Raw genomic sequence first — 23,443 nt, forward strand, 5'->3', positions numbered from 1 at the left:
CTCGTTTCTCAGTTCTCACTGCAGTAATAGAGGTTAGAAAAGAGTTTTTACTCCACAACGTCCTTCTTTAGAATCTCTCCCCTTCCCAGAACGCTTATACCAGTTTTCCTCTCAAGAACCTCAACCATAACGGTCCAGTCCGGGTCTGTGAGGTCTACTCTGGCGTTCGTGGCATCTTTCACGGCCCCACCCACCTTCCTCTCCAGCTCCTTCGCGGAGGCGAACTTTTTGTCCCTCACCCTGCACCGGGCGGCGAAGCTATCCTCCGGTTTTATTCTCTCCTTCGCAAGTTCAACGGCCCTTTTTATTATTTCATCCTCGTTACTCTCCACCAGAACCTCCAGAGGCACGACCTTGAAAATAGCCTGTGTCTCAAATTCTCTTATCCTCCTGATGGCTTCCCCCTTATCATGGGACGTATATGCCAGCAGAACCCCGCGCCACTTCGTTCTCTTCACCGTGGCATCACCAAGGGCCCACTCCAGCTCAAGGGATGCGTCTCCTTCCCTTCCCGTTGGACAGCTGACGAGCAAAATGACCATAAGTGTTTCCCCCACAACTTTTATATTCCATTAATGACCACTTCTAAAGGGTGGTGGTTTAAATGGAAAGCGGAACTCCTCTTAAAGTTTATCAGTCCCCCTCCTATGAAATTTACGGTCTCTCCAAAAACCCCTTCGCGGAGCTGGCCAGTGAGGGAATAACCGACGTGGAGAGCATTCATGTGTACCAGGAGATTGACATGAAGCTTTCCATGGCTCTTTCTGAAGTCGTAGGCAACAAATCATCCGTGGCCTTTTCCATAGTGGGTCCCCTGGGGATGGGTAAGACCCAGAGACTCAAAAGCCTCGCCAAGGCAATCAATGACAACGGGGGGAAGGCGATTTATGTTAAGGTGGACACCAACGACATTCTCAAGATAACGAGGGACATATTCAACTCTTTCAAGCCCCCCAAGAGCAAGACGGGTATCTTTCTGGAGAACCTCTCAAAGAAGCTCGGTTTCGTTGACCAGCTCGAGAAGATGCTGACCTCGACGGACGAGTACAAGTCGAGGGACGTTGCAGAGCTTCTCACAAAAGAGATGGGGAAGCACCCGTACTCCGCCCTTCTTCTGGACGAGCTTGAGAACATGATGAGCGCCAGGGAGGACGAGAAAATCCAGTTCTTCGAGATGCTGAGGCATTTCATAAGCAACATGCCCCCCGGGTGCATCTTCGCCTTCGCGTGTATTCCAGAGGCGTACGAGGACTACTCCAAGATATTCCCCGCCTTCTTCATGCGCCTTCACTACGAGTTCAAGCTCCGCCCCATGAGCCTTGAGGAGGCATTTGAGCTCGTCAAAAAGAGGCTGAACCGCGTTAGAATCCGCGATACGGATGATCCAATATACCCCTTCACTGAGAAGGCCATAGAGCTCATCCACACCCTCGGCAAGGGCAACCCGAGACAGATACTCCGCCTGCTCCACTACGTCCTCAGCGAGGCGAGCAAGCACAAGTTCGACCCGATAGACGAGTACGTGGTAACGACGATACTTGAGGAGCCCAAGAGCCTCGAGGAGTACTTTGCGAGGGTTCCGGAGGACTACAGGGATCTCGTTAAGGTAATAGTTGAGAAGTTCGGAGGCGGTCCGATAAGCTACATCCAGGTTGCCAAGGAGCTCAAGAAACCGGGAGTTCAGGTCTATGACCACCTCGAAGAATTGATACGGCTGGGCTTCCTCGTTGGGGATCCAAAGGGGAACTACAAGGTGCCCGATTACGTCAGGAAGTTCCTGGAAAAAGGTCAGGGTGAGAAGGAAGAAGAGTGATGGGCGATGCCGAACTACGATACCCACGTCCTCAGCGGGATAGTCAGCTACCCGCTAGCCGTTGCGCTGGCGGGCTTCCTGTCCACCCAGGGAGTTCCATTCAAACTTACCACCGTAGCCCTCGTGTTGGGTTATGCCCTCTACGTCCTGGGGGCGGATTTACCCGACATGGACCACCCAAACGCGCTCATTCACCGCGGTACAAAGCCCATAGTGAGCGTTCTGGCGGGAGGAGCGACCTACATCAACGTGAAGGGAACGATAAACGTGGGCGCTCCCTGGCTCAACACCACCGCTGAGTGGGCCATCGCGGTAGTGGTGGCACTCATAGTGTGGTACGCCTTCACCTGGCTCATGCCGAGCCACAGGGGGATAGTGCACTCACTGCTCTTTGCTCTCCTCTACGGCGCCCTGTCGTTCCTGCTGGTTGAGTACGGGCTGGGTATGAGCACAGGGGAGGGGTTATACGTGGGCTTCGCAGCCTTCACGGGCTACACACTGCACCTGGTGTTGGACGGAGAAATCTCACTTACCTGAGGAAAAGTTTTTATCCTCTTTTGTTCTAAAACTTTGGGGATAGCATGGACTGGGGAGCCGTGACGTTCTTTGCGATTATGGCCCTCCTAGTGGCCATGGTTCTGGTTGGGAACGAGAGAAAGAAGAGGGCTATGGCCCGGTGTCAAAGGCTGGCCGAATCAATCCGGGTTGAGGAGGGGAGGATAATCCTGCCGGGAGAGATGAAGCTCAAGAGGGGCCGATTAAGGATAAGAGGGGAGTGGCACGGCTCCAAAAACAGGCACTATTACGTGAGCAGGGAGTTCACGGGGATTGAAGATATTAACGCGGAAGAAATTCCTCTCTCGCCCGAACCATTCTCGGTCGCGATAAACGGGAGGGATACTGCCCTGGCCGATTTTCCGGCCTACCTGGTAACCGAGGGGGAGTTCAGGGGGTCGGTTTTGGTCCCGATTCTGCCCTCGTATGAGGTCAAAGTTGAGAAAGATACCCTCGAAGCGTCGCGGGAGCTGGAGTTTGCCCACACTAGAGTTGAGTCCCTGAACAACGCAATATCCGGAACGCTGTACGTGAACGTTGCCAAGTGCAGGGGGGCGAGGCTCGAGCTGGAGATAGATGGGCCCCGGGCCAAAGAAATGCTCGCGGAAGTTGAGGGAAGCGGTGAGGCCGGTTTTGAGAGAAAGTTCTGGAGCGAACCCCTGCTCCTTGTTATGGACAGGTCACAAACCGACCCCAGAAAGCTGAGAGAGGTCTTTGGTAGAAGGGAGTTTGTAGAGGGGCACTGGGAGTATACCCTCAAGCTCACACTCGACGTTCCGTTCTCGAAGGACGAGCACGATACGACCAAGGTCGTGGTTGGGCTGGGCAAGGGGGCGATGGGGGGTAAACCAAGGGTCGAGAGCGTGGTTTGAATACCCATTCATGAGTAATAACGCTTTTAAGTATTCCCTCTAACCTTTGGTTAGGAACAGGAGGTGAGAGCAATGTTCAGCCTTACGTCCCTTTCAAAGGCATCGGGTGACGAGAACAAGGTGTGGGATGTTTTTATAATAGGTGCGGGTCCGGCCGGCTACACCGCGGCCATCTATGCCGCCCGCTACGGCCTCGACACGATAATAGTCAGCAAGGACCTGGGTGGCAACATGGCCCTAACGGACCTCATAGAGAACTACCCCGGTTTTCCGGGGGGCGTTAGCGGCCAGGAGCTTGCAACGAGGATGTACGAGCAGGTGAAGGAGCTCGGCGTCAACGTGGTCTTCGACGAGGTCGAGAAGGTTGAGGGTGTGGAGTGCGCCTACTACGAGGGCCCGTGCAAGTTCGAGATTAAGACGGCGAACGGTGCCACCTACAAGGCGAGGACTGTTATAATAGCCGTCGGTGCGGCCCCAAGGAAGCTCCGCGTCCCGGGCGAGGACAAGTTCTACGGAAGGGGCGTTAGCTACTGCGCCACCTGCGACGGCCCGCTCTTCAAGGGCAAGAAGGTAATAGTGGTCGGCGGTGGAAACACGGCCCTTCAGGAGTCCCTCTACCTCAAGAGCATAGGCGTTGACGTGACCCTCGTCCACAGGAGGCAGGAGTTCAGGGCCGACAAGATACTCCAGGACAGGTTTAAGGAGAGCGGCATTCCGACCATTCTCGACACCGTCGTCACCGAAATCATAGGCGATGAGAAGGTGGAGGCCGTCAGGCTCAGGAACGTTAAGACCGGCGAGGAGAGCGAGATGAAGGTTGATGGTGTCTTCGTCTTCATAGGCTATGAGCCAAAAACGGACTTCGTCAAGCACCTCGGCATAACGGACGAGTACGGCTACATCCCAGTTGACATGCACATGCGCACCAAGATCAAGGGCATTTTCGCCGCTGGCGACATCACCAACGTTTTCAAGCAGATAGCGGTGGCTGTAGGTCAGGGTGCCATAGCGGCCAACTCCGCCAAGGAGCTCATTGATGAGTGGGCCAAGAACATGAGAGAGGAGTGAGCCCTCTCTTCTATTTCTCTGTTCTCGCTCTTGTTTCTCGGAAACTATTTAAAGTCCGACGGGGAGATTACTTTGACTTTAAGTTGTGGGGGGACTCCCATGGACGAGATGATTGTTACCACAACGGAACACGTTCCAGGCTACAGGGTGGTTAAGGTTCTCGGCATTGCCAGAGGTGCCACGGTGAGGGCGAAGCACATAGGTAAGGACATTCTCGCAGGTTTGAGGAACATAGCGGGTGGCGAGGTGAAGGAGTACACCGAGATGCTTGCGGAGGCTAGGGAGATTGCCCTCCAGCGCATGGTGGAGCATGCAAGGGAGATGGGCGCCAACGGTGTGATAAACGTTCGCTTCATGACGTCATCCGTGGCCTCCGGTGCCGCAGAGATATTCGCCTACGGAACCGCCGTTGTGCTGGAGAAGGAATGAGGGCAGCATTTTAGGTTGTTCCACCCTTTTTTCGAATTTGCCGAAAATTTTTCAGACAAACATGTTCATTAGTGAGCATAAAATTATATACGGTGAGTGTGAAGAGGTTTCCGGTGATAGACTATGGTGAAGAGACCCGTTGTTAAGGAACTTCCCGGACCGAAGGCCAAGGAGGTAATAACGAAGAACTTTGAGCTTCTTGCCATGACCACCCAGGATCCGGATGCCCTTCCAATAGTCATTGACCGCGGAGAGGGCGTTATGGTTTATGACGTTGACGGCAACAGCTTCTACGACTTTGGAAGCGGCGTCGGTGTTATGAACGTCGGCCACGCCCACCCGCGCGTTGTTGAGGCCATAAAGAGGCAGGCCGAGAGGTTCACCCACTTCGCCCTCAACGACTTCTTCTACGAGAACGCGGTCATCCTCGCCCAGAAGCTCAGTGAACTCGCCCCAGGAGACTTCCAGAAGAAGGTCGTCTACCAGAACAGCGGTGCCGAGGCCAACGAGGCCATGATGAAGCTCGTCAAGTACGGAACCAAGAGAAAGAGGTTCATAGCATTCTACCACGCCTTCCACGGAAGGACGCAGGCGGTTCTTAGCCTCACCGCCAGCAAGTGGGTGCAGCAGGACGGCTTCTTCCCCACCATGCCCGGAGTGGAGCACATACCCTACCCCAACCCCTACAGGAACCCCTGGCACATTGACGGTTACGCCGACCCCAAGGAGCTCATAAACAGGGTTCTTGAGTTCCTCGAGGACTACGTCTTCAAGCACGTCCCGCCCCACGAGGTCGGCGCCATAGTCTTCGAGCCCATACAGGGTGAGGGCGGCTACGTCGTCCCGCCGAAGGACTTCTTCAAGGAGCTCAAGAAGCTCGCCGACAACTACGGAATACTCCTGGCTGACGATGAGGTGCAGATGGGCGTTGGAAGGACGGGCAAGTTCTGGGCCATCGAGCACTTTGGAGTTGCCCCCGACACGATCCAGTTCGGTAAGGCCATAGGAGGAGGAATCCCGCTCGCCGGTGTCGTCCACAGGGCGGACATAGCCTTTGACAAGCCCGGAAGGCACGCCTCAACCTTCGGCGGCAACCCCGTGGCCATCGAGGCCGCCCTTGAGGTCGTCGAGATAGTCAAAGGACTCCTCCCGCACGTCCAGGAGGTCGGCGACTACCTCCACCAGAGGCTCAAGGAGTTCGAGGAGAAGTACGAGGTCATTGGCGATGCGAGGGGTCTCGGTCTGGCACAGGCCGTCGAGTTCGTGAAGAACAAGGACACCAAGGAGAAGAACCCCGAGGTCAGGAACAGGGTCGTCAAGGAGGCCTCAAAGCGCGGACTCATCCTCCTCGGCTGCGGCGACAACTCGCTCCGCTTTATACCGCCGCTAATCGTTACCAAGGAGGAGATAGACGTCGCCATGGAGATATTCGAGGAGGCCCTCAAGGCCGCCCTCGAGTGATTTCCCTCTTTTTCCTTTCCCCGGTGGTTCTATGACCCTCTACGAGGAGAGGCTCTCCAACAGGCTGTTCGCTGCTTTTGCCCTCCCGGGAATAATCTCAATGCTCTTCGGCCTTGCAATCGCCTACGGGGCGGGTGAGGGAGTTGAGGCCATGATAATTTCTCTAACGGTCCTAACCCTTATTCTGCTGGACGTTTCCACGATAAAAATCCAAATAGACGAGCGTGAAGTAAGAATTAGGGGCCTTTTGGGAATTATACTCCGAAAGACGGTTCCTCTCGAGGAAATCGAGGGTTTTTCCCTCGGCAGAAGCTGGACGGAGTGTAGGGGTGGGTGGCACTTCACGCTCCCGGCAGAGGGGTGTGTCCTCCTCGTGAGAAAAAGGGGATGGTCAGTGTCGTTCTCCACGAACAGGCCCCATGAGGTCTCCCGGATTCTCGAAACCCTTGGAGTTTCGAGGGTTTAGTCCTCCCCAACGGGCCCGCAGCCGGCCAGCATCATGGCGCTCTCTATCCTTCTGACCTCCTCCTCGCTGAGTTCTCCCTCTTTGAGGGCCTTTCTCAGCAGGTACCTGTAGGTGGCGCACTGCGCTGGAAGGAGAGGATTCCTCGTTAGACTGTAGCTCTGTTCCCTCTTGAACATAAAGTGCCAGTCCAGCTCCGCGAGCACTATGAAGCCCACCACGGCCAGTCCATATGCCACCACTATGAACTCCCTGAAGCTGAAGAGCTCGCCTATCCAGGGGATGGAGTAGAGCTCCTTCGCGAAAACAAAGAGTATCATGAAGCTGTTGACCACGCTTAGGTATCCAGCGGCCCGGGTTATCTTGAGCTTCCAGAGGACTACCCTGTCCCTTGCCTTCACAAGGTTCCTAACGTCCAAACGCACCACCGATAAAAAATCGGAAATGGTGTTTAAACGTCCTTCGGGATCACCACTATAACCAGCGAGTTGACGTTCGTCCCGGTCGGACCGGTCTTGAGGAGGGCACTGACCCTTTCGAGCGCGTGGTAGGCGTCGTGCCTCTTCAGGGCATTTTCAACGTCTATCCCCGCATTTTTAAGCAGCTCAAGCGTTCTTCCGTCCACTATTCCGCCAGCGGCATCCGTGGGTCCGTCGGTTCCGTCCGTATCAACGGCAAGGACGGCCACGTTCAGCCCCGCTATCTTTCTCGCTATGCTTAACGCGAACTCCTGGTTCGGTCCGCCGAGGCCGGCTTCGCCCGTTATCGTTACCGTCCACTCGCCGCCCGCTATCAGAACCGCCGGCTTCTCCAGCGGCCTGTCGTTTCTGGTTATCTCCTCAACTATCGAACCTATCGCAAGGGCTACCTCCCTCGCTTCGCCCTCCAAAGTGGTGGTCAGTATAGCGGCGTTGAACCCAAGCTCCTCTGCCTTCCTCCTGGCTGCCTCACACGCCATCGTCCCGCTCCCGACGATGAAGTTGTGGACGTTGGGCAGATCCTCCTTCAGCGTCTCCTCAACCTCTCCCCTCAAACCGCGCTCTACCTGCCTTTTTACGCTCTCCGGGAGCTTCTCCCAGACGCTGTAGAGCTTCAGAATTCTGTATGCGTCCTGGAAGGTGGTGGGGTCCTTCACGGTAGGACCGGAGGCTATGGCCTCAAGCGGGTCTCCGACGACGTCCGATAAAATGAGGCTTACAACCGTCCCCCTCACCCTCTTGGCCAGCTTTCCACCCTTGACTGCAGAGATGTGCTTCCTGACGGTGTTTATCTCGTAAATTTTGGCCCCACTCTTAAGAAGGAGTTCGTTGGTCTTTATCTTGTCCTCAAGACTTATCCCCTCCTCCGGGAGGAGGAAAAGGGCACTTCCACCCCCTGAGATTAGGACGATGAGGAGGTCATCAGGGCCAACCTTTTCGGCCAGCTCGAGGCCGAGTTTGGCCCCCAGAAGAGAGTTCTCGTCGGGAACCGGGTGCCCTGCCTCAACAACCCTGATGTTAGGCCCCCTCGGACAGCTCTCCGCGTAGCCGTACTTGGTAACTACGACCCCTTCTTCAATCCTATCCCCGAGAACGTCAGCAACGGCCTTTGCCATTGTGCAGGCGGCCTTCCCGAAGGCGAGGAGGTAAACCTTCCCCCCCACATCAAATTCTCGATTAAAGACCTTGAGTCTTCTTCCCTCAGCGCTCAGGGCCCTTCTAACGGCCCCGTAGGGATTCGCGCTCCTTATGGCCTCTTCCATCAAAAGCAGGGCGACTTCTCTGGCCTCCATAGGCACCCTACCCCAGGAGTATTATTCTCTCGGCCTCTATGTCCTCCAGTGAGGCGTTCCAGCCGCCGACTACGTACCTCTTGCCCCCTTTAGTTTCCACGGTGATGTTGGAGATGACCTTATTGTCGTCCTCGAAGAACTCCACCACCGTTCCCACCAGGTGGACGGGCTCTTTCGAGCGAACGAACCTCCCGAACACCTCGACCTTTGAACCCACCAGGTTGAAAGTTCTCAGATCCTCCACAAGCTCCCTTATGTGGATGTACTCCTCGGGGATTTTGAGCTTCCTCTCCTCCATGTAAACCGTTTTTCCCGTCGGCCACAGGGCATGGTAGAAGTAGCGGTCAAGCATGAAGAGGAGGTTGTTGTCCTTTATGATGAGGCCGTAGCCGAGAAGGGAGCTGCTCGATGTCAGCGCCTCGTAGGGGAGGTATACCCCCGTCTCCCTGTCCTGGATGATGATTATAGGGTCTGGAACCTCTCTCGTCCTTATTTCGTTGGCGATCCTTGGAATATCACCGTCCCCGTACACGAAGAGGTTTATCCTTACCCCCTCCTCCTTCCGTGATGCCAGCCCTTTTCCGATTTTTTTGAGGAACTCCTTCGGAACCGCCACGCTCAGGTGAAACCTTGCGTCCTCAATCGCCTTCCTCACGTGCTCTTCAAACGTTATCCTGCTCTTGACGACGGTTACACTTCCGATTTCTTCCCGGGGGGTGTAGAGCTTCTTCAGGGCGCTCTTGACCTCGTCAATCCTCTCATCGTAGCGCCTCTTCAGGGCGTCCATGACGCTATCGGGGCTGAGGGGGATGACCCGCTTGGGCCTCCCCTGGCTGGTGGTCACGAACCCCTTCGCCATAAGCGTCCTTATCACGTCGTATATTCTGGGCTGGGGCACCTTGGAGAGGGCCGCCAGTTCTCCGGCCGTCAACGGCCCGTTCTTTATTAATGTGAGGTACGCCCTAACCTCGTACTCGTTGAGGCCGAACTCCTTCAGCCGGGCTTTTATCTCCTTCTCGTCCATAGGCACTCCTCAGATCACAGCTTTCTCAGTGCTCCTGTCGAAGACATGGATGTTGTCGAGGTCAATCTCTATTTTAATCTTTTCCCCGATGGGGAGGGGTATGTGGCCGGGGAGCTTCACCTTGATTATCGAATCACCGACCTTCGCGTGGACTATGGTGTCGGTTCCCAGGGCCTCGATGAAGTCCACCACCCCCTCTATTTCCGCCGTCCTCGTCACGTGCTCCAGCGTTGAGACGCCCTTGACGGTCATGTGCTCGGGCCTTATGCCGAGGAGAACGTCCTTCCCGAGGTATCCCTCGAGGAGTCCCCTGAAGTCGTCCGGGAGCTTAAGCCTGAAGCCGCTCCCCTCGAGCCAGAGCCCTCCATCCTCAACGACGCTTGCGTCAACTATGTTCATCTCGGGGGCCCCTATGAAAGTAGCCACGAAGAGGGAGTTGGGCTTGAGGTAGACCTCTGTCGGTGGGCCGACCTGGAGGAGCCTTCCCCTGTTCATGACCGCTATCCTGTCTCCCATGGTCATTGCCTCGACCTGGTCGTGGGTGACGTAGATGGTGGTTACCTTAAGCTTCGTCTGGAGCTTCTTGACCTCGGCGCGCATCATCACTCTAAGCTTTGCGTCGAGGTTGCTCAGGGGTTCATCCATGAGGAGCACGTCGGGCTCAACGACTATTGCTCTAGCGACGGCCACACGCTGCCTCTGTCCGCCGGAGAGCTGTGCGGGGTAGCGGTCAAGGAGTTCCTCTATCTGAAGAAGCTCCGCCGCCCACTTAACGCGTTCCTTTATCTCGTTCTCGGGGTACTTCTTCACCTTTAGAGGGAAGGCTATGTTGTCGTAGACCTTCATGTGGGGCCACACGGCGTAACTCTGAAAGACCATCGAGATGTTCCTGTCCTTGGGCGGGAGGTAGGTGACGTCCCTGTCCCCAAAGTATATCCTGCCCTCCGTTGGCGTCTCAAGGCCGGATACCATCCTTAGCGTCGTCGTCTTGCCGCAGCCGCTCGGCCCGAGGAGGACTAGAAACTCACCGTCCTTTATCTCGAGGGTTAAGTCCTTCACGGCCTCAAAGTCTCCAAACCTCTTGGTTATCCTATCGAGCTTGACCTCTACCATATTAACACCTCACTTGAGCGTTATACCCCACATCGTGACCAGGTACTTCCTTGCGAAGAATATGAACAGCATCGCCGGGAGCGTCATTATGAAGGCAGCGGCGAATTTGTAGTAGTCCGGTGCCGCTCCGCCGCTCGAGCCCGCCATTATCGAGAGTATCTGCGCTGGAAGGGTGCGGTGGCTGAGCGTGAGGACGGAGGCAACAAACACCTCGTTCCAGCTCATGACGAAGGTGAACATCGCTGCAGCAGCAAGCCCCGGAAGGGCCAGCGGGAGGGTTATCTTCATAAAGGAGCCCAGCCTCGTCAGTCCGAAGACCATCGCCGCTTCCTCGTACTCCTTGGATACCCCTCCAAAGATGCTGGACGTTATTAGGACAACGAACGGCAGCGCCATGGCCGTGTGGGCTAGAGCGACGCCGAGGAGCGTGTCCGCCAGGTGAAGGCGGATGTAGAGAACTATGAGTGGTATGGCCATGACAGGGATCGGGAACATCCTGAGGGCCACGATGGAGAGCTTTATGGTGTCCTTGCCCGGGAATATGAACTTCGCTATCGAGTATCCGGCGGGTATTCCAAGTATGAAGCTTATGATTATGGTGAGCGTTGCCACGATGACGCTGTTCTTTATGCCCTCCCATGCGCCGAGGGTGAAGAGTATCACCCTGACGTACTGGGTGGTGTAGCTGTGGGGAATGATTGTGTTGGGGTCGTAGTAGTCGGCCTTCGTGGTGAAACCGTAGAGGAAGGCCACGATTATCGGAATGAGTATCCATGCTACCGCCGTAAAGATGATGAAGTAGAAGGCCGTCTTCTTGAGCGCGTACTTCGTTTCCTCCCTCATCTGCTCACCTCCAAGTACTCGGCCTTAAGGAACTTAATGTAGAGGGCTCCCAGGAGGATGGAGAGGCCCGCTATTATCAGGGCGTAGATGGACGCGACACCGTAGTCCTTGATCTCCGTGAGCTGGTAGAAGCCTTCTCCCGCCAGGACTGGAATGTCCCTCCCCGCGAGTATCCAGACGATACCGAAGATTTGCATGGCAAACAGCGTCCTTATTATCAGGGCGCTCTGTATGCTGGGCTTAAGCATGGGAAGCACTATCCTTCTGAGCCTCGTCCAGTAGCTCGCCCCAAAGACCTCCGCCGCCTCAAGGTACTCCCTGCTTATCATCTGCAGTCCGGCGAGGATTATCACGAAGACTATGGAGGTTGCCCTCCACACTTCCGCGAGCACTATGGCCAGGAACTCCCTGCTTCTGTACTGGTAGCCGAAGAAGTATATGGGCTGTGAGATCAGCCCGATGTTCATGAGAACCTTATTCAAAAACCCGTAGGGGGAGAGCATGGAGTACCATATAAGGCCCGCGGCCACGTCGCTTATCGTTAGGGGGATAACGAGGGCGTAAACGGCCAGATCCTTGCCCTTAAACGCCTTGTTAACCAGAAGGGCGAGAACGATGGCGAGGGCAACCTGAACGGGAACGATAACGGCACCGAGCGCGAGGGTATATTTGAGCGCGCTCCAGAAGTAGTAATCGCTAACGGTTCTCCTCAGAGTATCGAGCGAAAAGGCCCCGTTTTTGGTGAACGCGAGGTAGAGGGCCTGCACAAGGGGGTATCCCACGAAGAACATCAGGTACGCAAAAGCCGGCAAAATCAAAAGATAAGGAAGGAGAGTTCTCCGCTCCATGGGCTCTCCTCCTTCACGGCGTCTCTATCCCGACTTCCTGGAAGAGGCCAACGAGCTGCGGCTTGATCTCGCTGGTAACCTTGGCCGGGTCCTCGCCGTTGAGGACTATCCTCTCAAAGGCCTGCTTGTAGTACTCCTTGAACTGGCCGCCCTTGTCTCCGAGGTTGGGTATCATGGCCACGATGGCATCGGATGTGCTCGACTGGGCCGCAACACCCTCGGCGAGTATCTTGAGCGGTCCCTCTGGGAGGGCTCCGCTTGCTTCCTGGACCGTCGGGAAGAACCCGACCTTCTCGAGAACCTTGACCTGGGTCTCGGGCTTGGTGAGGTAGTCTATGAGCTTCCAGGCCTGGTCAGGGTGCGGGGCGTTCTTGGGTATGGCGAGGCCCGCGAGAACGACTATGAATCCCCTGCCCTTCGGTCCCCTCGGGACGGGAACGACTACGAACTGGTCCGGCTTGGTCTCTATGGCGTTCTTAATCCTCGCGGTGTGATCCCAGGCTATGAGAACCTCGCCCTTGAGGAGCGGGTCGGCCATAGCATCCCACGTGGTGCTCGACGGGTGCACGTAGGGCCAGAGTTCCTTCATGTAGTTCCACATCTGGACCGCATCTGCGCTGTCGAACTCCTTGGCCTGGTAGCCGGTGTAGCTCGGGTAGATGTAACCGTGGAGGAACCTCACGAAGAGTCCCTTAGGCCCTGCTGGAAATCCAAGCTCGGGCTGTCCCTTGGCTTCTTTGAGCTTCTTGGCCCACTCGAGGAGGGCATCGTAGGTCCATTTCTCGGTTCCCTTCATGACGTCGTCCTTCGTGAGTCCGTCCGGCAGGTAGTTGAAGGCCTCCTTGTTGACCACCATGACGTAGGTGGCGCTCATCCAGGGGACGTAGACCTGCTTTCCGTTTATGGTCGCGTACTTCTCGAAGGTGCTTATGAAAGTCCTGCCCTGGAGCTTGGGCATTCCGCTCAGGTCCATGAGCCAGTCCTTTGATGACATGTAGTCCATACCGCCGTGGAGGTCGCCGATAACGTCAATGGTGACCTTGCCGGTCTTCTCCTCACCCTCAAGCCTCGTAACCATGTCGGTGTAGGATATCGGAACGAAGTTTACCTCTATGCCCGTGTCAGTTGTGAACGCCTTAAGAAGCTCATCCTTCACAAAGGCCTGCTCCTCGGGCGGGTTGAGCTGGGTGGAAAGGAAGTTCAGCGTTACCTTCTCCTGGGTTGTAGTGCCACCGGTGGTAGTGCTGGTTTCGCCACCGCCTATACATCCGCTGGCCACCACGGCGAAGGCCATGAGGCCAATCAACAACAATCCAAACACCTTTTTCATTCGGCATCACCCCTGTGCCCCAATGCTGCAAACGGCACAATTCAACAAACATAAATACGCCAAGGTATATAAGGCTTATGTTTTAGAACCACTGAAAGTGGTTGTATTACAAAAAAGTAAACGTTTCAATCAAAGCTTCAGCTTCACTGCCCTCTTCTCCTTCGAGGCTCTGTAGGCGGCAAGGATGATTGCAAGGTTCTTCTTCGCATCCTCCCCCGTTATAGGTACCGGTTCGTCCTTTAGAACCGCCCTGGCAAAGGACTCCACGATGCCCCTCACGTCCGGCCTGTCCCAATATACCTTCTCGGCCCTATCCTGGTAAACTGTGAAGTCTGGGTAAGCAGTTCTAACGTCGAGAAAGCCCTCGCTCCCAACGAGGTAGTACTTTATCTCCAGCCCGTAGGAGTAGCCCTTGGGGTTGCCCCAGCCGGCCGTGAGAACCGCCACAACACCGTTCTTGAACTCGAGTACGGCGGTACCTATGTCGTCAACAGGGAAACCGTAGATCTTGGCCCCGATGTCCGCGTAGACCTTCTTAGGCACGTTCCCCGTCAGCCATAGGAGCGAGTCAACGCCATGGGGCGCCGTGTCCATGAATCCCCCGCCGCCCGACTTCCTAGCGTCCAAAAACCAGCTCATGTCGAGGCCTTGGAGGAAGATTGGCGGCTTGACGTTCTCGGAGATCGCGTGAATGTACTCCAAAAGGCCTATCTCCCCGCCGTCGAGCATTTCCTTCGCCTTTCTGACTGGCTCTGTAAAGCGCGGGTTGAAGGGGAGCATAAGCTTGACCCCGGCCTTTCTCGCGGCCTTTATCACCTCGTCCGCGTCCTCTAAGGTTAACGCTATCGGCTTCTCAAGGAGTATGTGCTTGCCCTCCTCCGCGGCCCGTATAGCGACTTCCCTGTGCCGGTAGGTCTCGATGGCGATGTAGACCGCATCAACGTTCTCGTCCCTCAAAAGCTTCTCGTAGCTCCTGTAGAAGCGCGCACCGTACTTCTTCGCCTCGGCCATGGCCACGTCGGAGTTCGAGCCGTCGCCCGAGATGGCCACCAGCCGCGTGTGCCTTCCCCCCGCCATGGTGGAAGCGAAGCGGAGCGCGTGAGGGTGGGCGTAGCTGATGATTCCGACCTTGAGCTTCATCATACTTTCACCACCTCCCCGGTGCGGGCGCTCTCCTTGGCCCTTTCCGCGATCCTAAGGGCTATTAGAGCATCCTCCGCCGTGACCACCGGCTCTTCCTTTCCCCTGATGACGTTGAAGAAGTGCATCAGTTCACGCTCAAACGCGTCCGGGAACGTCGAGAGCAGCGGTGAGAAGCGCGGCATCTCGAAGTTCGCCTTCGCGACGCCAACGACAGGTGTATCGAGCGGTGTGTACCTTATACGTCCGTTCTTCCCTATTATGTCAACGTGGTGGTAGAAGACCCCGTAGCGCGAGGGATACGGGTACGCCCAGCTGACCTCAGCTATGCCGGTCTTCCCACCCTCGAACTCTATCATCATGACGAAGTGGTCGAAGGTTCCGTTGGCCTTCGCCTCCTCCTTTATGGCCTTTCCAACCGCGTAGACGCTTACCGGTTCGCTCTCGAAGAACCACCTCAGGAAGTCCGTGACATGGACGCCGAGATCAAGGGCAACGCCGCCGCTCCTCCTTTCGTCCCAGTACCAGTAGTCCTTTGGGAACGGCAGGTTCTGAACCTCGCTCTTTCTTATGTGCATGGGGAGGATGTTGCGCTTCTTTATGACCTCCTTCATCCCCACCCATCTCTTGTCGAAGCGCCTCACGTGGCCCACTAAGAGATGCAGCCCCTCCCTCTCGGCGGTCTTCACCATCTTTTCGCCTTCATCAACGGTTAGGGCAATGGGCTTCTCGACTATCACGTGCTTCCCTGCCTTGAGGGCCTTTATCGCTATCTCGGCGTGGGTGTACGTCGGCGTCAGAACCTCAACAACATCAAGGTCGAGGCTTAAAAACTCGTCGAGGTTTGTGAATGCCCTCGCCTTGAGGGCCTTTGCCCCCTCCTCTGCCCTCACTGCATCAACGTCCATGCACGCGACCACCCTGACGCCCTCTATGGCCTTAAGGGCGTTCTTGTGGGCGAGGTTGAATATGTTCCCGCACCCGATCACTCCCACCTTCAGTTCCATGGGGATCCCCTGAGTATATGGGAACAAAAAGTATTTAACTCTTTTCAAAATAAACCACTTTAAATGGTTGTATCCGGCGGAGGTGATTCCATGGAAGTTATCGTTGGGATTCCGAGCTACAACAATGCGGAAACGATCTCTTTTGTTGTTAAGCAGGCCGCAGAAGGCCTTAAGAAGTATTTCAACGGAGGAATTGTTGTGAATGCGGACGGGGGAAGCAAGGACGGCACCAGGGAGGCGGTTCTCAACACATCCGTCCCGGATGGAGTCGAGGTCCACAGCTTCGTCTACAAATGGCCCATCCCGGGCAAGGGCAGCGCCATGAAGGAGCTCATGGAGTTCGCGATGAAGAGGGAAGCCGACGCCCTCGTCTTCGTGGACAGCGATTTGAGGAGCATAACCCCTGAGTGGATATACCGTTTTGCAAAGCCCATTGAGGAGGGTTATGACTTCGTTGCGCCGCTCTACATAAGGCACAAGTGGGACGGGACGATAACCAACAACATTGCCTACCCCATGACGGCCTCACTCTACGGGAAGAACGTCAGACAGCCCATAGGCGGGGACTTTGGAATAAGCAGAAAACTGATGGAGGTCTATCTCGAGGATGAGGATGTCTGGAAGACCCACGTTGCCCGCTTCGGCGTTGACATCTTCCTAACGACGACTGCCATTGCGAGGGGCTTTAAGGTTATCCAGACAGCCCTCGGCATGAAGATACATGACCCCAAGGATCCGGCCGCTTCCCTTGGCCCCATGTTCAATCAGGTCGTTGGGACTCTCTTCACCCTCATGAAGAAGTACGAGAACGTCTGGAAAGGCGTGAAGGCCATAGAGGACGTTCCCGTCTTCGGCGAGCTTGAAAAGGGCGAGCCGGAGGAGGTGAAGGTTACCCTCGAACTCCTCGAGATAAAGGCCAAGGAGCTCTTCTCTAACTACGAACCCGTTCTGAAGAGGGCCCTCAGCGAGGAGACATTCAATGGGGTCAAGAAGGCCCTCCAAACCTTCGAATTCGATGACAGGCTCTGGAGCCACGTTCTCTACGATGGAGCGGTTGCCTACAGGGACGGCATCCTCGAGGAGGCCGAACCCCTCGTCCCGCTCTACTTCGCGAAGACTGCTGATTTTGTGAAGAGGACGATGGACATGAGCACGCTGGAGGCGGAAAAGCTGATAGAGGAGAGGGCGAAGGTCTTCCTTGAGGAGAAGGACTACCTGCTGGAGCGCTGGTGAAGCTCCCGAAATTCCCTCATCAGCGCTATCTCCTCCATTTTTGGAACGCTCCACGCCCCCCTATGCGTCGTCGAGAGGGCAGCCACGAGGTTCGCGAAGCGGCCTATCTTCTCAAGCCGTTCCTTTCCAATTTCCTCCCTCCCCAGAAGGCCCGAGTAATGCAGGCCCGCGAGCAGAGCCGCCATGAAGGCATCGCCTGCGCCGGTCGTATCAAGGGGCTCCACTCTGTAAGCCGGCACGTGAACTCTGACACCGCTCATAAGTTCGCTTCCCCTTTCTCCCATCGTAACTGCCACCAGCTTGAAGTCGAACTCATCAAGGTTTATCCCGTTCTCCTTGAGGTAGGTCAGCTCGGAATCGCCGAGTTTGACGATGTCGGCCAGCTTTAATGCCCTCTCAATGTCTCTCAGCATCTCCCCTTCCCTTCCGCGCCAGAGGTCGGGCCTTATGTTGACGTCGTAGCTGAGCGGAACCTTTCCCCTGAGTTCTTCAAGAACGCCGAAGAGGGTGGAGCGCGAGGGTTCTCTCGCGAAGAGAACGCTCCCGAAGTGAACGAGCTCCGCTCCCTCAAGGACATCGAGAGGGACATCCTCTGGAAGGAGGTTGAAGTAGGCGACGCCATCGTAGAGGATGAACTCGGGCTTTGCCCCCACCAGCTGGACGAAGACAACGCCTGTGTGCTTCTCCTTATCGCGGGGAATGAGGGTCTTAACGCCCTCATCCAGGAGCCTCTCAAGCAGGAAATCCCCGAACGGGTCATCTCCGACCTTGCTTACCAGCGCGCTCTCAACGCCGAGCCTCGAGAGACCGACCGCGACGTTGGCCGGAGCGCCACCGGGGTGTTTTTCAAACGCCTTAACCCCTTTCAGCTCCCCCTCTTGGAGGGCTATGAAGTCTATGAGGACTTCGCCGATTGAGACCATCATACCCATCACCAAAATGCAACCATTGAAAGTGGTTTATAACACAACGGTTATATATGCCTTTTTGCCGAGTTCCTTCAAGGTGTTGCCTCATGATAGCCGTCGTAACCTTCACAGACCCCCGCCCCACGGCCCTCTCGACCGAGCGCGAAAGGGCCCTTATGGAGAAGCACAAAGAGCTCGTGGAAGAGCTTGAAAAGGCAGGTTTTAGAGTTCTTGACGTTAATGAGAAGCTCGGGAAGTACGGAGCTTTTGAGAACGGTGAAAATTTCGGTATAGACTCGATGGGAGAGGCCCTTAAGGCCGGTCAGATGATAGCGGGAAGCGGGGCGAGCGGCATCATAGCCGGCCTCTGGCACTGGACGGAGAGCAACCTCGTGACCGCGATGGTTAGGGAGGCGAAGAGACCCCTCCTCCTCTACGCCGACGATGACCCTGCCTGGGCGGGAACGACGTGCGTAACCTCCGTTGGGGCCTCCCTCTGGGAGAGCGCCGTGAACGAGTACGCCCTCAACCACTTCAGGCTCAAAGGGAACCTCGAGAAGGTCAAGGCCTGGGCCAGGACCGTTGAGGCGGTTTCAAAGCTTTCGAGGAAGTCCCTCCTTCTCTGGGGGGCGCCCTACACGCTCGGAATGGAGCACCTCATGGACGACCTTCCGAGGCTGAAGCGCATTGTAGGCGACTTCATAATGCTCGACCAGTACGTCCTCGTGAAGAGGGCCGATAAGATGCTCTCCGATGAAAGACTGCGCGTTCGCGTTGAGGAGTTCTACGACTGGCTCCTTGAGAAGACAAACGTTAAGTTCGATGGCACGATGCTGACCCCTGAAGTCCTCAGGCGGCAGATAGGGCTCTATTTAGCGGCGAAGGAGAGTTTTAAAGGGCATGAAAACGTTTCGGCAGTCTCTATAAAGTGCCAGCCAGAGCTGAGCGAGATATATGGTGTAACCGCCTGCCTCATCCCTGCTTTCTTCCCCTTTGGCGTGGATGCGGAAGGAGAGAAGGACGTTATTCCAGCCACCTGCGAGGGCGACGTTAAGGGAACGATAAGCTCGGCGCTCCTCTTCTACCTCAGCGGAAAGCCGCCGCTCTTTGGGGACATAAAGTACGTTGATGATGAGCTCGTGATGATAGCGAACTGTGGCGCCTCATCCTTATACTACGCGAGGCTGAGCGAGAATCCGGAGGAGAATCTTAAGGCGACGACGATTCAGGGCCAGTGCCAGGGCGCGAGCGGCGGTGCCCTCACCTACAGGACTCCCAAGGATACCTTCACAGTTGCGAGGCTCGTAAGGAAGGGCGGCGAGTACTTCCTCCTCTACTTCCTCGCTGAGGGCGTTGAAATAACCGAGGAGATAGAGTCCAAGCTCAAGTGGGGCAAGCAGTGGCCGCACACGGCCATAAGGAACCCCCTCGACAAGGAAACCTTCATCTCGGCAATGGGTGCCAACCACCTCTCCCTCGTGCCCGGGGACTACACCGAGGAGGTACGGTTCGTGGCGAGGCTCTGGGGCGTCAGGGCCGTCAACCTGGAGGAGGGGAGTGAGGTCAAATCAATCCTTGGGGTGTGAGCATGAGGGTCATCCTCGCTTCGAACGGGGCATTCACTCTCACGGACGAAGAGGGGAATATGAAGAACAGGTACCACGGCTTCTACTCCCTCGATACGCGCTTCGTCCGGAAGGCAGTCCTCCGCGTGAGGCCTGAGCCCGAGTTCGTCGGGGCTTCCTCGACGTTCACAACTGCCGTCTCCCATTTCTCCATCGAGGGGAGGAGCGTACTCGTCAGGAGGAGGAGACTCGATGGGGCCTACACTGAGGAGCTTTCATTCTACAACGCCTCGGACGAGCCGCTGAGCGTTGAGGTTCTCTACACCTACGAGGCCCCGATAGAGGACATCTTTCAGGTCAGGGGCTTCATGGGGCTCAAGGAAGAGGAACCACTAAAGGGCGGGGGCTTTTACTCCAGGAAAAGTTCAGGGGAGGCGAGGAGCTTGAGGGTGGAGACGAACCTCGATAGAGAGGGCGAGACCCTCAGGGCCGGACTTGAACTCCCGCCGGGCGGAAAGGAGGTTCTTTACGTGCGCTTCGTTCCCCAGGTTTCGGGAAAGACCTCCTCGCTCCTTAGGGGCAGCGGGTGGAGGCTCAAAAACACCGTCTTCACGGGTTCGGTGACGCTCGAGGGCGTTTTTGAGAGGGCCGTCGAGAACCTCAGCGCCCTCACGCTCTCGACGGTTTACGGGCCCGTCCCCCTCGCGGGGATACCCTACTTCATGTGCCCCTTCGGAAGGGACGCGATAATAACGTCGCTCTTTCTGCTCCCGTACTACCCGGAGTACGCCGCCGGAACGCTGAGGCTCTTCGCCTCCATCCAGGGCAGGAGACACGACCCCAAGAGTGAGGAAGAGCCGGGAAAGATTCCCCACGAGTTCCGGCTCGGTGAGCTGGCCCAGTCCGGAGCGGTTCCCTTCGGCCCCTACTATGGAACCGTTGATGCCACACCCCTCTACGTTGCCCTCGCCGGGGAGTACCTCCGGTGGACGGGGGATAGGACGCTCGTAGAGGAGCTCAAACCCAACCTCACAATGGCCGTCGAGTGGATTCTACGGAACCTCGAGGACGGCTACATAACCTACACTCCGGGAATACTCGGCAACAAGGGATGGAAGGACTCGAAGGACGCCATAGTGGACGAGGATGGAAAGACTCCGGAGCCCCCGATAGCGCTCGTGGAGGTTCAGGGCTACGCATACTGGGCGCTTAAGCTGGCAGGCGAGCTTGAGATGACGGAACACGACCCCAAGGCACTCCTCAAAGAGGCCGAAGAGCTAAAGAGGCGCTTCAACCGCGACTTCTGGGTTGATGGTTACTACGCCCTGGCGCTCGACGGAAAGGGCGAGCCCCTCCGGGTGGTCTCCTCCAACATGGGGCACCTGCTCCTCACGGGGATAGCCAAGCATGAAGAGAAAACCGCGGAGAGGCTGTTCCAGTCCGATATGCTCTCCAGCTATGGAATAAGGACGCTGAGCTCGGAAGAAAAGGCCTACAACCCCTTCAGCTACCACCGCGGAAGTGTGTGGCCCCACGACAACGCGCTAATAGCCCTCGGCCTCGCGAGGATCGGCAGGACCGACCTTGCGAAGGGGCTCGCAGAGAGGGTCTTCGCCGCCGCCAAGCTCATGCCGGAGAAGGAATTACCTGAGCTCTACAGCGGTCTGGACGAGCTCGTTCCCGTTCCGAGGGCCAACTCGCCGCAGGCGTGGAGTGCTGCCAGCGTTTTTGCACTCGTTACCGCCTCACTCGGCATGGAAGCCGGGGACGAGCTGACAGTTCAGCCGGCGGAGGGAGTGAACTACCTCATCAGGGGCGTGCGGTTCAGGGGAGGGAACTACCTCATACGGGCCAACGGGGGGGTTGAGGTTGAGCACCTCTGAGCCCATCCAATTCCACTTTCAAAAGCTCCGAAGGCCGGTTCTCTCGCCTTCTCAGCGGGGCTTTGACTCGAAGAACACCTACAACCCGGCCGTTGTCAAGAGGAGGGGCACCTTCGTCATGCTCTACCGCGCTGAGGCGGAGGGCGAGAAAATAACGGGCAGGATAGGACTCGCCCTCAGCGACGACGGGGTGAACTTCGTCAAGCATCCGGAGCCGGTTATGGAGCCCGAATACGGCTGGGAGAAGGTTGGGGTGGAAGACCCGAGGGTTGTAAAGGTTGGAGATACCTACTACATGACATACACCGGCTACGACGGGAACGTTGCGAGGCTGTGCATGGCCACTTCGAAGAACCTCTTGAACTGGAAGAAGCACGGCGTTCTCTTCGACGAGTTCCCCTTCGAGAAGAACGGGAAGGCAAACTGGACGAAGAGCGGGGCAATCCTGGCCGAGAAAATGAAGTCGGGCCCGTTCAAAGGAAGATACATTATGTACTTCGGCGACTCGAACGTCTGGCTGGCCCACTCGAAGGATTTGCTCCACTGGGAGTACGAGGAACAACCTGTTCTAACGCCGAGGGGCTACCTCGTGGAGCCGGGACCCGCCCCCATGATGACCGACGAGGGGATACTCCTAATACACAACGAGGCCTTTGGGGAGGTGGGGAGCCTCGTCTACACGGTTCAGGCGGCGCTGTTTGATTTGGACGACCCGAGGAGGCTCCTATGGAGGACGGAGAAACCGCTGCTTCAGCCCGAGTTCGAGTGGGAGAAGAGAGGATGGGTGAACAACGTCGTCTTCGCCGAGGCGATGGTGGAGCACGAGGGAAGGTTCTACCTCTACTACGGCGGGGCTGACAGGTACGTGGGGCTCGCCCTCTCCGGAACCCCGGGTGGATTACCCTGAAATTTCGTATCATGTTATGCTGAAATATTGTAACCCCTCCGCCACTTTTTGACTTTTTTCTGTCTAAAAAAACTTAAAAATTCCGAACATTTTGTCATAATTAAGGCAATAACTGGAGGTGCGCTCATGGGATGGTTTGAGGAATATTTCGAGTTTGAGAGACACAGGACGGACATGAAAACGGAGATACTGGCGGGAGTTACGACCTTCATGACAATGGCGTACATACTCTTCGTGAACCCGGCGATACTGAGCGATGCCATGGGAAAGGGGGCTTTCGATTCTCTCGTCGCGGTCACTGCCCTCGCCGCGGGAATCGCGACGATAATAATGGGCATCTACGCCAAAAAGCCCTTCGCCCTCGCTCCGGGAATGGGTTTAAACGCTTACTTCGCCTACAGCGTTGTCCTCGGTATGGGCTACGACTGGCGCGTTGCACTCGCGGCGGTCTTCGTTGAGGGTATAATCTTCATCATACTGAGCGTCACGAAGGTCAGGAGCGCCATAATCCACGCCATTCCCCTCAGCCAGAAGTACGCGGTGGGAGCGGGTATAGGCCTGTTCCTCACGTTCATAGGCCTCAACGACGTCGGTCTCTTAACGGCCGTCACCAACAACGGGGTTTTGGCCTTCACCGGTCTCAACGCTTCGGCACTGATAACCCAGAAGGGACTCCTCTTCCTGTTCGGTCTGCTCCTCGCGGCAATCCTCATAGCCCTCCGCGTAAAGGGCGCCCTCCTCATCTCAATCCTCACCACGAGCATCATAGGGTGGATAACGGGCGCCGCCCCCTGGCCCGACCACATATTCTCCACCCCCACGGTGAGCTACACCTTCCTCAAGCTCGACCTCCAGGGTCTCCTCAACGTTGGGGCGCTTGGAGTTGTGTTCGCCTTCTTCATGGTTGACTTCTTCGACACTCTGGGAACGGTCACGGGCTTAAGCGCCAAGGCCGGCTTCCTCACGAAGGAGGGCAAGGTTCCCGATGCGGAGAAGGTTCTCCTCACGGACGCCATAGGCACAACATTTGGTGCCCTCCTTGGAACGTCAACCGTCACAACTTACATAGAGAGCGCTGCCGGAATAGAGGAGGGCGGAAGAACGGGGATGACTGCCCTCGTCACCGGTGTCCTCTTCCTCGCACTGGGCCTTTTCATAGCCCCGCTCGCCAGCTCCATACCTGCCTTCGCAACTGCCCCCGCGCTCGTCA

Annotated in this window: 23 protein-coding genes; 12 read left to right on the forward strand and 11 right to left on the reverse strand. The window is 56.5% G+C overall.

The features are described 5' to 3' along the window. Positions 1-47: 47 nt before the first annotated feature. Entirely contained in the window at positions 48-542 is a 495-nt protein-coding gene (locus tag PFER_RS08930; RefSeq protein WP_048151319.1) for a THUMP domain-containing protein, read from the reverse strand. A 62-nt stretch (positions 543-604) separates the two neighbouring features. On the opposite strand from PFER_RS08930, the gene PFER_RS08935 reads away from it, so the two are divergent. The 7 genes from PFER_RS08935 to PFER_RS08965 all read left to right on the forward strand — a co-directional run bounded on the left by PFER_RS08935 (position 605) and on the right by PFER_RS08965 (position 6,664). After that, entirely contained in the window at positions 605-1,813 is a 1,209-nt protein-coding gene (locus PFER_RS08935) for a P-loop NTPase family protein (protein ID WP_048151321.1), read from the forward strand. 6 nt (positions 1,814-1,819) lie between these two features. Next, entirely contained in the window at positions 1,820-2,350 is a 531-nt protein-coding gene (locus tag PFER_RS08940; protein WP_048151323.1) for a metal-dependent hydrolase, read from the forward strand. A 44-nt stretch (positions 2,351-2,394) separates the two neighbouring features. Further along, a complete protein-coding gene (locus tag PFER_RS08945; RefSeq protein WP_048151325.1) occupies positions 2,395-3,240 on the forward strand; it encodes a hypothetical protein in 846 nt (281 codons plus the stop codon). Positions 3,241-3,312: 72 nt separating this feature from the next. Further along, positions 3,313-4,308: a thioredoxin-disulfide reductase gene (gene trxB / locus PFER_RS08950; RefSeq protein WP_048151327.1), complete on the forward strand. Its 996-nt coding sequence runs from the start codon at positions 3,313-3,315 to the stop codon at positions 4,306-4,308. A gap of 99 nt (positions 4,309-4,407) precedes the next feature. After that, positions 4,408-4,737: a YbjQ family protein gene (locus PFER_RS08955; RefSeq protein ID WP_048151329.1), complete on the forward strand. Its 330-nt coding sequence runs from the start codon at positions 4,408-4,410 to the stop codon at positions 4,735-4,737. Positions 4,738-4,860: 123 nt separating this feature from the next. Then, positions 4,861-6,198: an ornithine aminotransferase gene (locus tag PFER_RS08960; RefSeq protein WP_048151331.1), complete on the forward strand. Its 1,338-nt coding sequence runs from the start codon at positions 4,861-4,863 to the stop codon at positions 6,196-6,198. 31 nt (positions 6,199-6,229) lie between these two features. Beyond that, positions 6,230-6,664 (forward strand): hypothetical protein, encoded by a 435-nt coding sequence (locus tag PFER_RS08965; protein WP_048151333.1) that lies wholly within the window; start codon positions 6,230-6,232, stop codon positions 6,662-6,664. Here PFER_RS08965 and PFER_RS08970 read toward each other — a convergent pair. The 9 genes from PFER_RS08970 to PFER_RS09010 form a co-directional block, all read right to left on the reverse strand. Then, positions 6,661-7,080 carry a hypothetical protein gene (locus PFER_RS08970; protein WP_048151334.1) on the reverse strand — a complete coding sequence of 140 codons (420 nt, stop codon included), beginning with the start codon at positions 7,078-7,080 and terminating at the stop codon, positions 6,661-6,663. The two genes, PFER_RS08965 and PFER_RS08970, sit on opposite strands and share 4 nt — an antisense overlap. Before the next feature lie 32 nt (positions 7,081-7,112). Continuing rightward, on the reverse strand, positions 7,113-8,432 hold the full coding sequence (locus PFER_RS08975; protein WP_048151336.1) for a glycerate kinase type-2 family protein: 1,320 nt from the start codon (positions 8,430-8,432) through the stop codon (positions 7,113-7,115). A gap of 7 nt (positions 8,433-8,439) precedes the next feature. Beyond that, entirely contained in the window at positions 8,440-9,456 is a 1,017-nt protein-coding gene (locus PFER_RS08980) for a TrmB family transcriptional regulator (RefSeq protein WP_048151339.1), read from the reverse strand. Between the two features lie 9 nt (positions 9,457-9,465). Beyond that, positions 9,466-10,569 carry an ABC transporter ATP-binding protein gene (locus PFER_RS08985; protein WP_048151341.1) on the reverse strand — a complete coding sequence of 368 codons (1,104 nt, stop codon included), beginning with the start codon at positions 10,567-10,569 and terminating at the stop codon, positions 9,466-9,468. A gap of 9 nt (positions 10,570-10,578) precedes the next feature. After that, the gene (locus tag PFER_RS08990) at positions 10,579-11,412 is read right to left on the reverse strand and encodes a carbohydrate ABC transporter permease (protein ID WP_048151343.1); all 834 of its coding nucleotides are present in this window, start codon (positions 11,410-11,412) and stop codon (positions 10,579-10,581) included. Next, the gene (locus PFER_RS08995) at positions 11,409-12,260 is read right to left on the reverse strand and encodes a carbohydrate ABC transporter permease (RefSeq protein ID WP_048151345.1); all 852 of its coding nucleotides are present in this window, start codon (positions 12,258-12,260) and stop codon (positions 11,409-11,411) included. Before PFER_RS08995 ends, PFER_RS08990 begins: the two co-directional genes overlap by 4 nt. A 13-nt stretch (positions 12,261-12,273) precedes the next feature. Continuing rightward, positions 12,274-13,590: an ABC transporter substrate-binding protein gene (locus PFER_RS09000; RefSeq protein WP_048151346.1), complete on the reverse strand. Its 1,317-nt coding sequence runs from the start codon at positions 13,588-13,590 to the stop codon at positions 12,274-12,276. Positions 13,591-13,719: 129 nt separating this feature from the next. After that, positions 13,720-14,733 (reverse strand): Gfo/Idh/MocA family protein, encoded by a 1,014-nt coding sequence (locus PFER_RS09005; RefSeq protein ID WP_048151348.1) that lies wholly within the window; start codon positions 14,731-14,733, stop codon positions 13,720-13,722. Next, positions 14,730-15,737 (reverse strand): Gfo/Idh/MocA family protein, encoded by a 1,008-nt coding sequence (locus tag PFER_RS09010; protein ID WP_048151349.1) that lies wholly within the window; start codon positions 15,735-15,737, stop codon positions 14,730-14,732. The genes PFER_RS09005 and PFER_RS09010 overlap by 4 nt, the downstream gene beginning before the upstream one ends. Before the next feature lie 90 nt (positions 15,738-15,827). On the opposite strand from PFER_RS09010, the gene PFER_RS09015 reads away from it, so the two are divergent. Further along, positions 15,828-16,970, forward strand: coding sequence for a glycosyltransferase (locus PFER_RS09015; protein WP_048151350.1), 1,143 nt, complete (start codon positions 15,828-15,830; stop codon positions 16,968-16,970). Here the strand turns inward: PFER_RS09015 and PFER_RS09020 are convergent. Continuing rightward, positions 16,949-17,896 (reverse strand): carbohydrate kinase family protein, encoded by a 948-nt coding sequence (locus PFER_RS09020; protein WP_048151351.1) that lies wholly within the window; start codon positions 17,894-17,896, stop codon positions 16,949-16,951. The two genes, PFER_RS09015 and PFER_RS09020, sit on opposite strands and share 22 nt — an antisense overlap. Before the next feature lie 89 nt (positions 17,897-17,985). Here PFER_RS09020 and PFER_RS09025 point away from each other — a divergent pair, with 89 nt between their 5' ends. The 4 genes from PFER_RS09025 to PFER_RS09040 all read left to right on the forward strand — a co-directional run. Then, positions 17,986-19,464, forward strand: a complete 1,479-nt coding sequence (locus PFER_RS09025) for an L-fucose/L-arabinose isomerase family protein (RefSeq protein WP_048151352.1) — start codon at positions 17,986-17,988, stop codon at positions 19,462-19,464. A gap of 2 nt (positions 19,465-19,466) precedes the next feature. Continuing rightward, complete coding sequence (locus PFER_RS09030; protein ID WP_048151353.1) at positions 19,467-21,326, forward strand: glycogen debranching N-terminal domain-containing protein; 1,860 nt, start codon at positions 19,467-19,469, stop codon at positions 21,324-21,326. Beyond that, a complete protein-coding gene (locus PFER_RS09035; RefSeq protein ID WP_052696219.1) occupies positions 21,313-22,233 on the forward strand; it encodes a glycoside hydrolase family 130 protein in 921 nt (306 codons plus the stop codon). Before PFER_RS09030 ends, PFER_RS09035 begins: the two co-directional genes overlap by 14 nt. A 126-nt stretch (positions 22,234-22,359) precedes the next feature. After that, a partial coding sequence (locus PFER_RS09040; protein ID WP_048151355.1) for an NCS2 family permease occupies positions 22,360-23,443 on the forward strand: 1,084 nt, incomplete at its 3' end.

The sequence above is a fragment of the Palaeococcus ferrophilus DSM 13482 genome (genome assembly GCF_000966265.1).
Lineage (GTDB): Archaea > Methanobacteriota_B > Thermococci > Thermococcales > Thermococcaceae > Palaeococcus > Palaeococcus ferrophilus.

What these genes read in the sequence shown, in the direction of transcription:
- PFER_RS08930 (WP_048151319.1), bottom strand. Translation starts at nt 542, where the DNA reads ATGGTCATTTTGCTCGTCAGCTGTCCAACGGGAAGGGAAGGAGACGCA.
- PFER_RS08935 (WP_048151321.1), top strand. Translation starts at nt 605, where the DNA reads ATGGAAAGCGGAACTCCTCTTAAAGTTTATCAGTCCCCCTCCTATGAA.
- PFER_RS08940 (WP_048151323.1), top strand. Translation starts at nt 1,820, where the DNA reads ATGCCGAACTACGATACCCACGTCCTCAGCGGGATAGTCAGCTACCCG.
- PFER_RS08945 (WP_048151325.1), top strand. Translation starts at nt 2,395, where the DNA reads ATGGACTGGGGAGCCGTGACGTTCTTTGCGATTATGGCCCTCCTAGTG.
- trxB (WP_048151327.1), top strand. Translation starts at nt 3,313, where the DNA reads ATGTTCAGCCTTACGTCCCTTTCAAAGGCATCGGGTGACGAGAACAAG.
- PFER_RS08955 (WP_048151329.1), top strand. Translation starts at nt 4,408, where the DNA reads ATGGACGAGATGATTGTTACCACAACGGAACACGTTCCAGGCTACAGG.
- PFER_RS08960 (WP_048151331.1), top strand. Translation starts at nt 4,861, where the DNA reads ATGGTGAAGAGACCCGTTGTTAAGGAACTTCCCGGACCGAAGGCCAAG.
- PFER_RS08965 (WP_048151333.1), top strand. Translation starts at nt 6,230, where the DNA reads ATGACCCTCTACGAGGAGAGGCTCTCCAACAGGCTGTTCGCTGCTTTT.
- PFER_RS08975 (WP_048151336.1), bottom strand. Translation starts at nt 8,432, where the DNA reads ATGGAGGCCAGAGAAGTCGCCCTGCTTTTGATGGAAGAGGCCATAAGG.
- PFER_RS08980 (WP_048151339.1), bottom strand. Translation starts at nt 9,456, where the DNA reads ATGGACGAGAAGGAGATAAAAGCCCGGCTGAAGGAGTTCGGCCTCAAC.
- PFER_RS08985 (WP_048151341.1), bottom strand. Translation starts at nt 10,569, where the DNA reads ATGGTAGAGGTCAAGCTCGATAGGATAACCAAGAGGTTTGGAGACTTT.
- PFER_RS08990 (WP_048151343.1), bottom strand. Translation starts at nt 11,412, where the DNA reads ATGAGGGAGGAAACGAAGTACGCGCTCAAGAAGACGGCCTTCTACTTC.
- PFER_RS08995 (WP_048151345.1), bottom strand. Translation starts at nt 12,260, where the DNA reads ATGGAGCGGAGAACTCTCCTTCCTTATCTTTTGATTTTGCCGGCTTTT.
- PFER_RS09000 (WP_048151346.1), bottom strand. Translation starts at nt 13,590, where the DNA reads ATGAAAAAGGTGTTTGGATTGTTGTTGATTGGCCTCATGGCCTTCGCC.
- PFER_RS09005 (WP_048151348.1), bottom strand. Translation starts at nt 14,733, where the DNA reads ATGATGAAGCTCAAGGTCGGAATCATCAGCTACGCCCACCCTCACGCG.
- PFER_RS09010 (WP_048151349.1), bottom strand. Translation starts at nt 15,737, where the DNA reads ATGGAACTGAAGGTGGGAGTGATCGGGTGCGGGAACATATTCAACCTC.
- PFER_RS09015 (WP_048151350.1), top strand. Translation starts at nt 15,828, where the DNA reads ATGGAAGTTATCGTTGGGATTCCGAGCTACAACAATGCGGAAACGATC.
- PFER_RS09020 (WP_048151351.1), bottom strand. Translation starts at nt 17,896, where the DNA reads ATGATGGTCTCAATCGGCGAAGTCCTCATAGACTTCATAGCCCTCCAA.
- PFER_RS09025 (WP_048151352.1), top strand. Translation starts at nt 17,986, where the DNA reads ATGATAGCCGTCGTAACCTTCACAGACCCCCGCCCCACGGCCCTCTCG.
- PFER_RS09030 (WP_048151353.1), top strand. Translation starts at nt 19,467, where the DNA reads ATGAGGGTCATCCTCGCTTCGAACGGGGCATTCACTCTCACGGACGAA.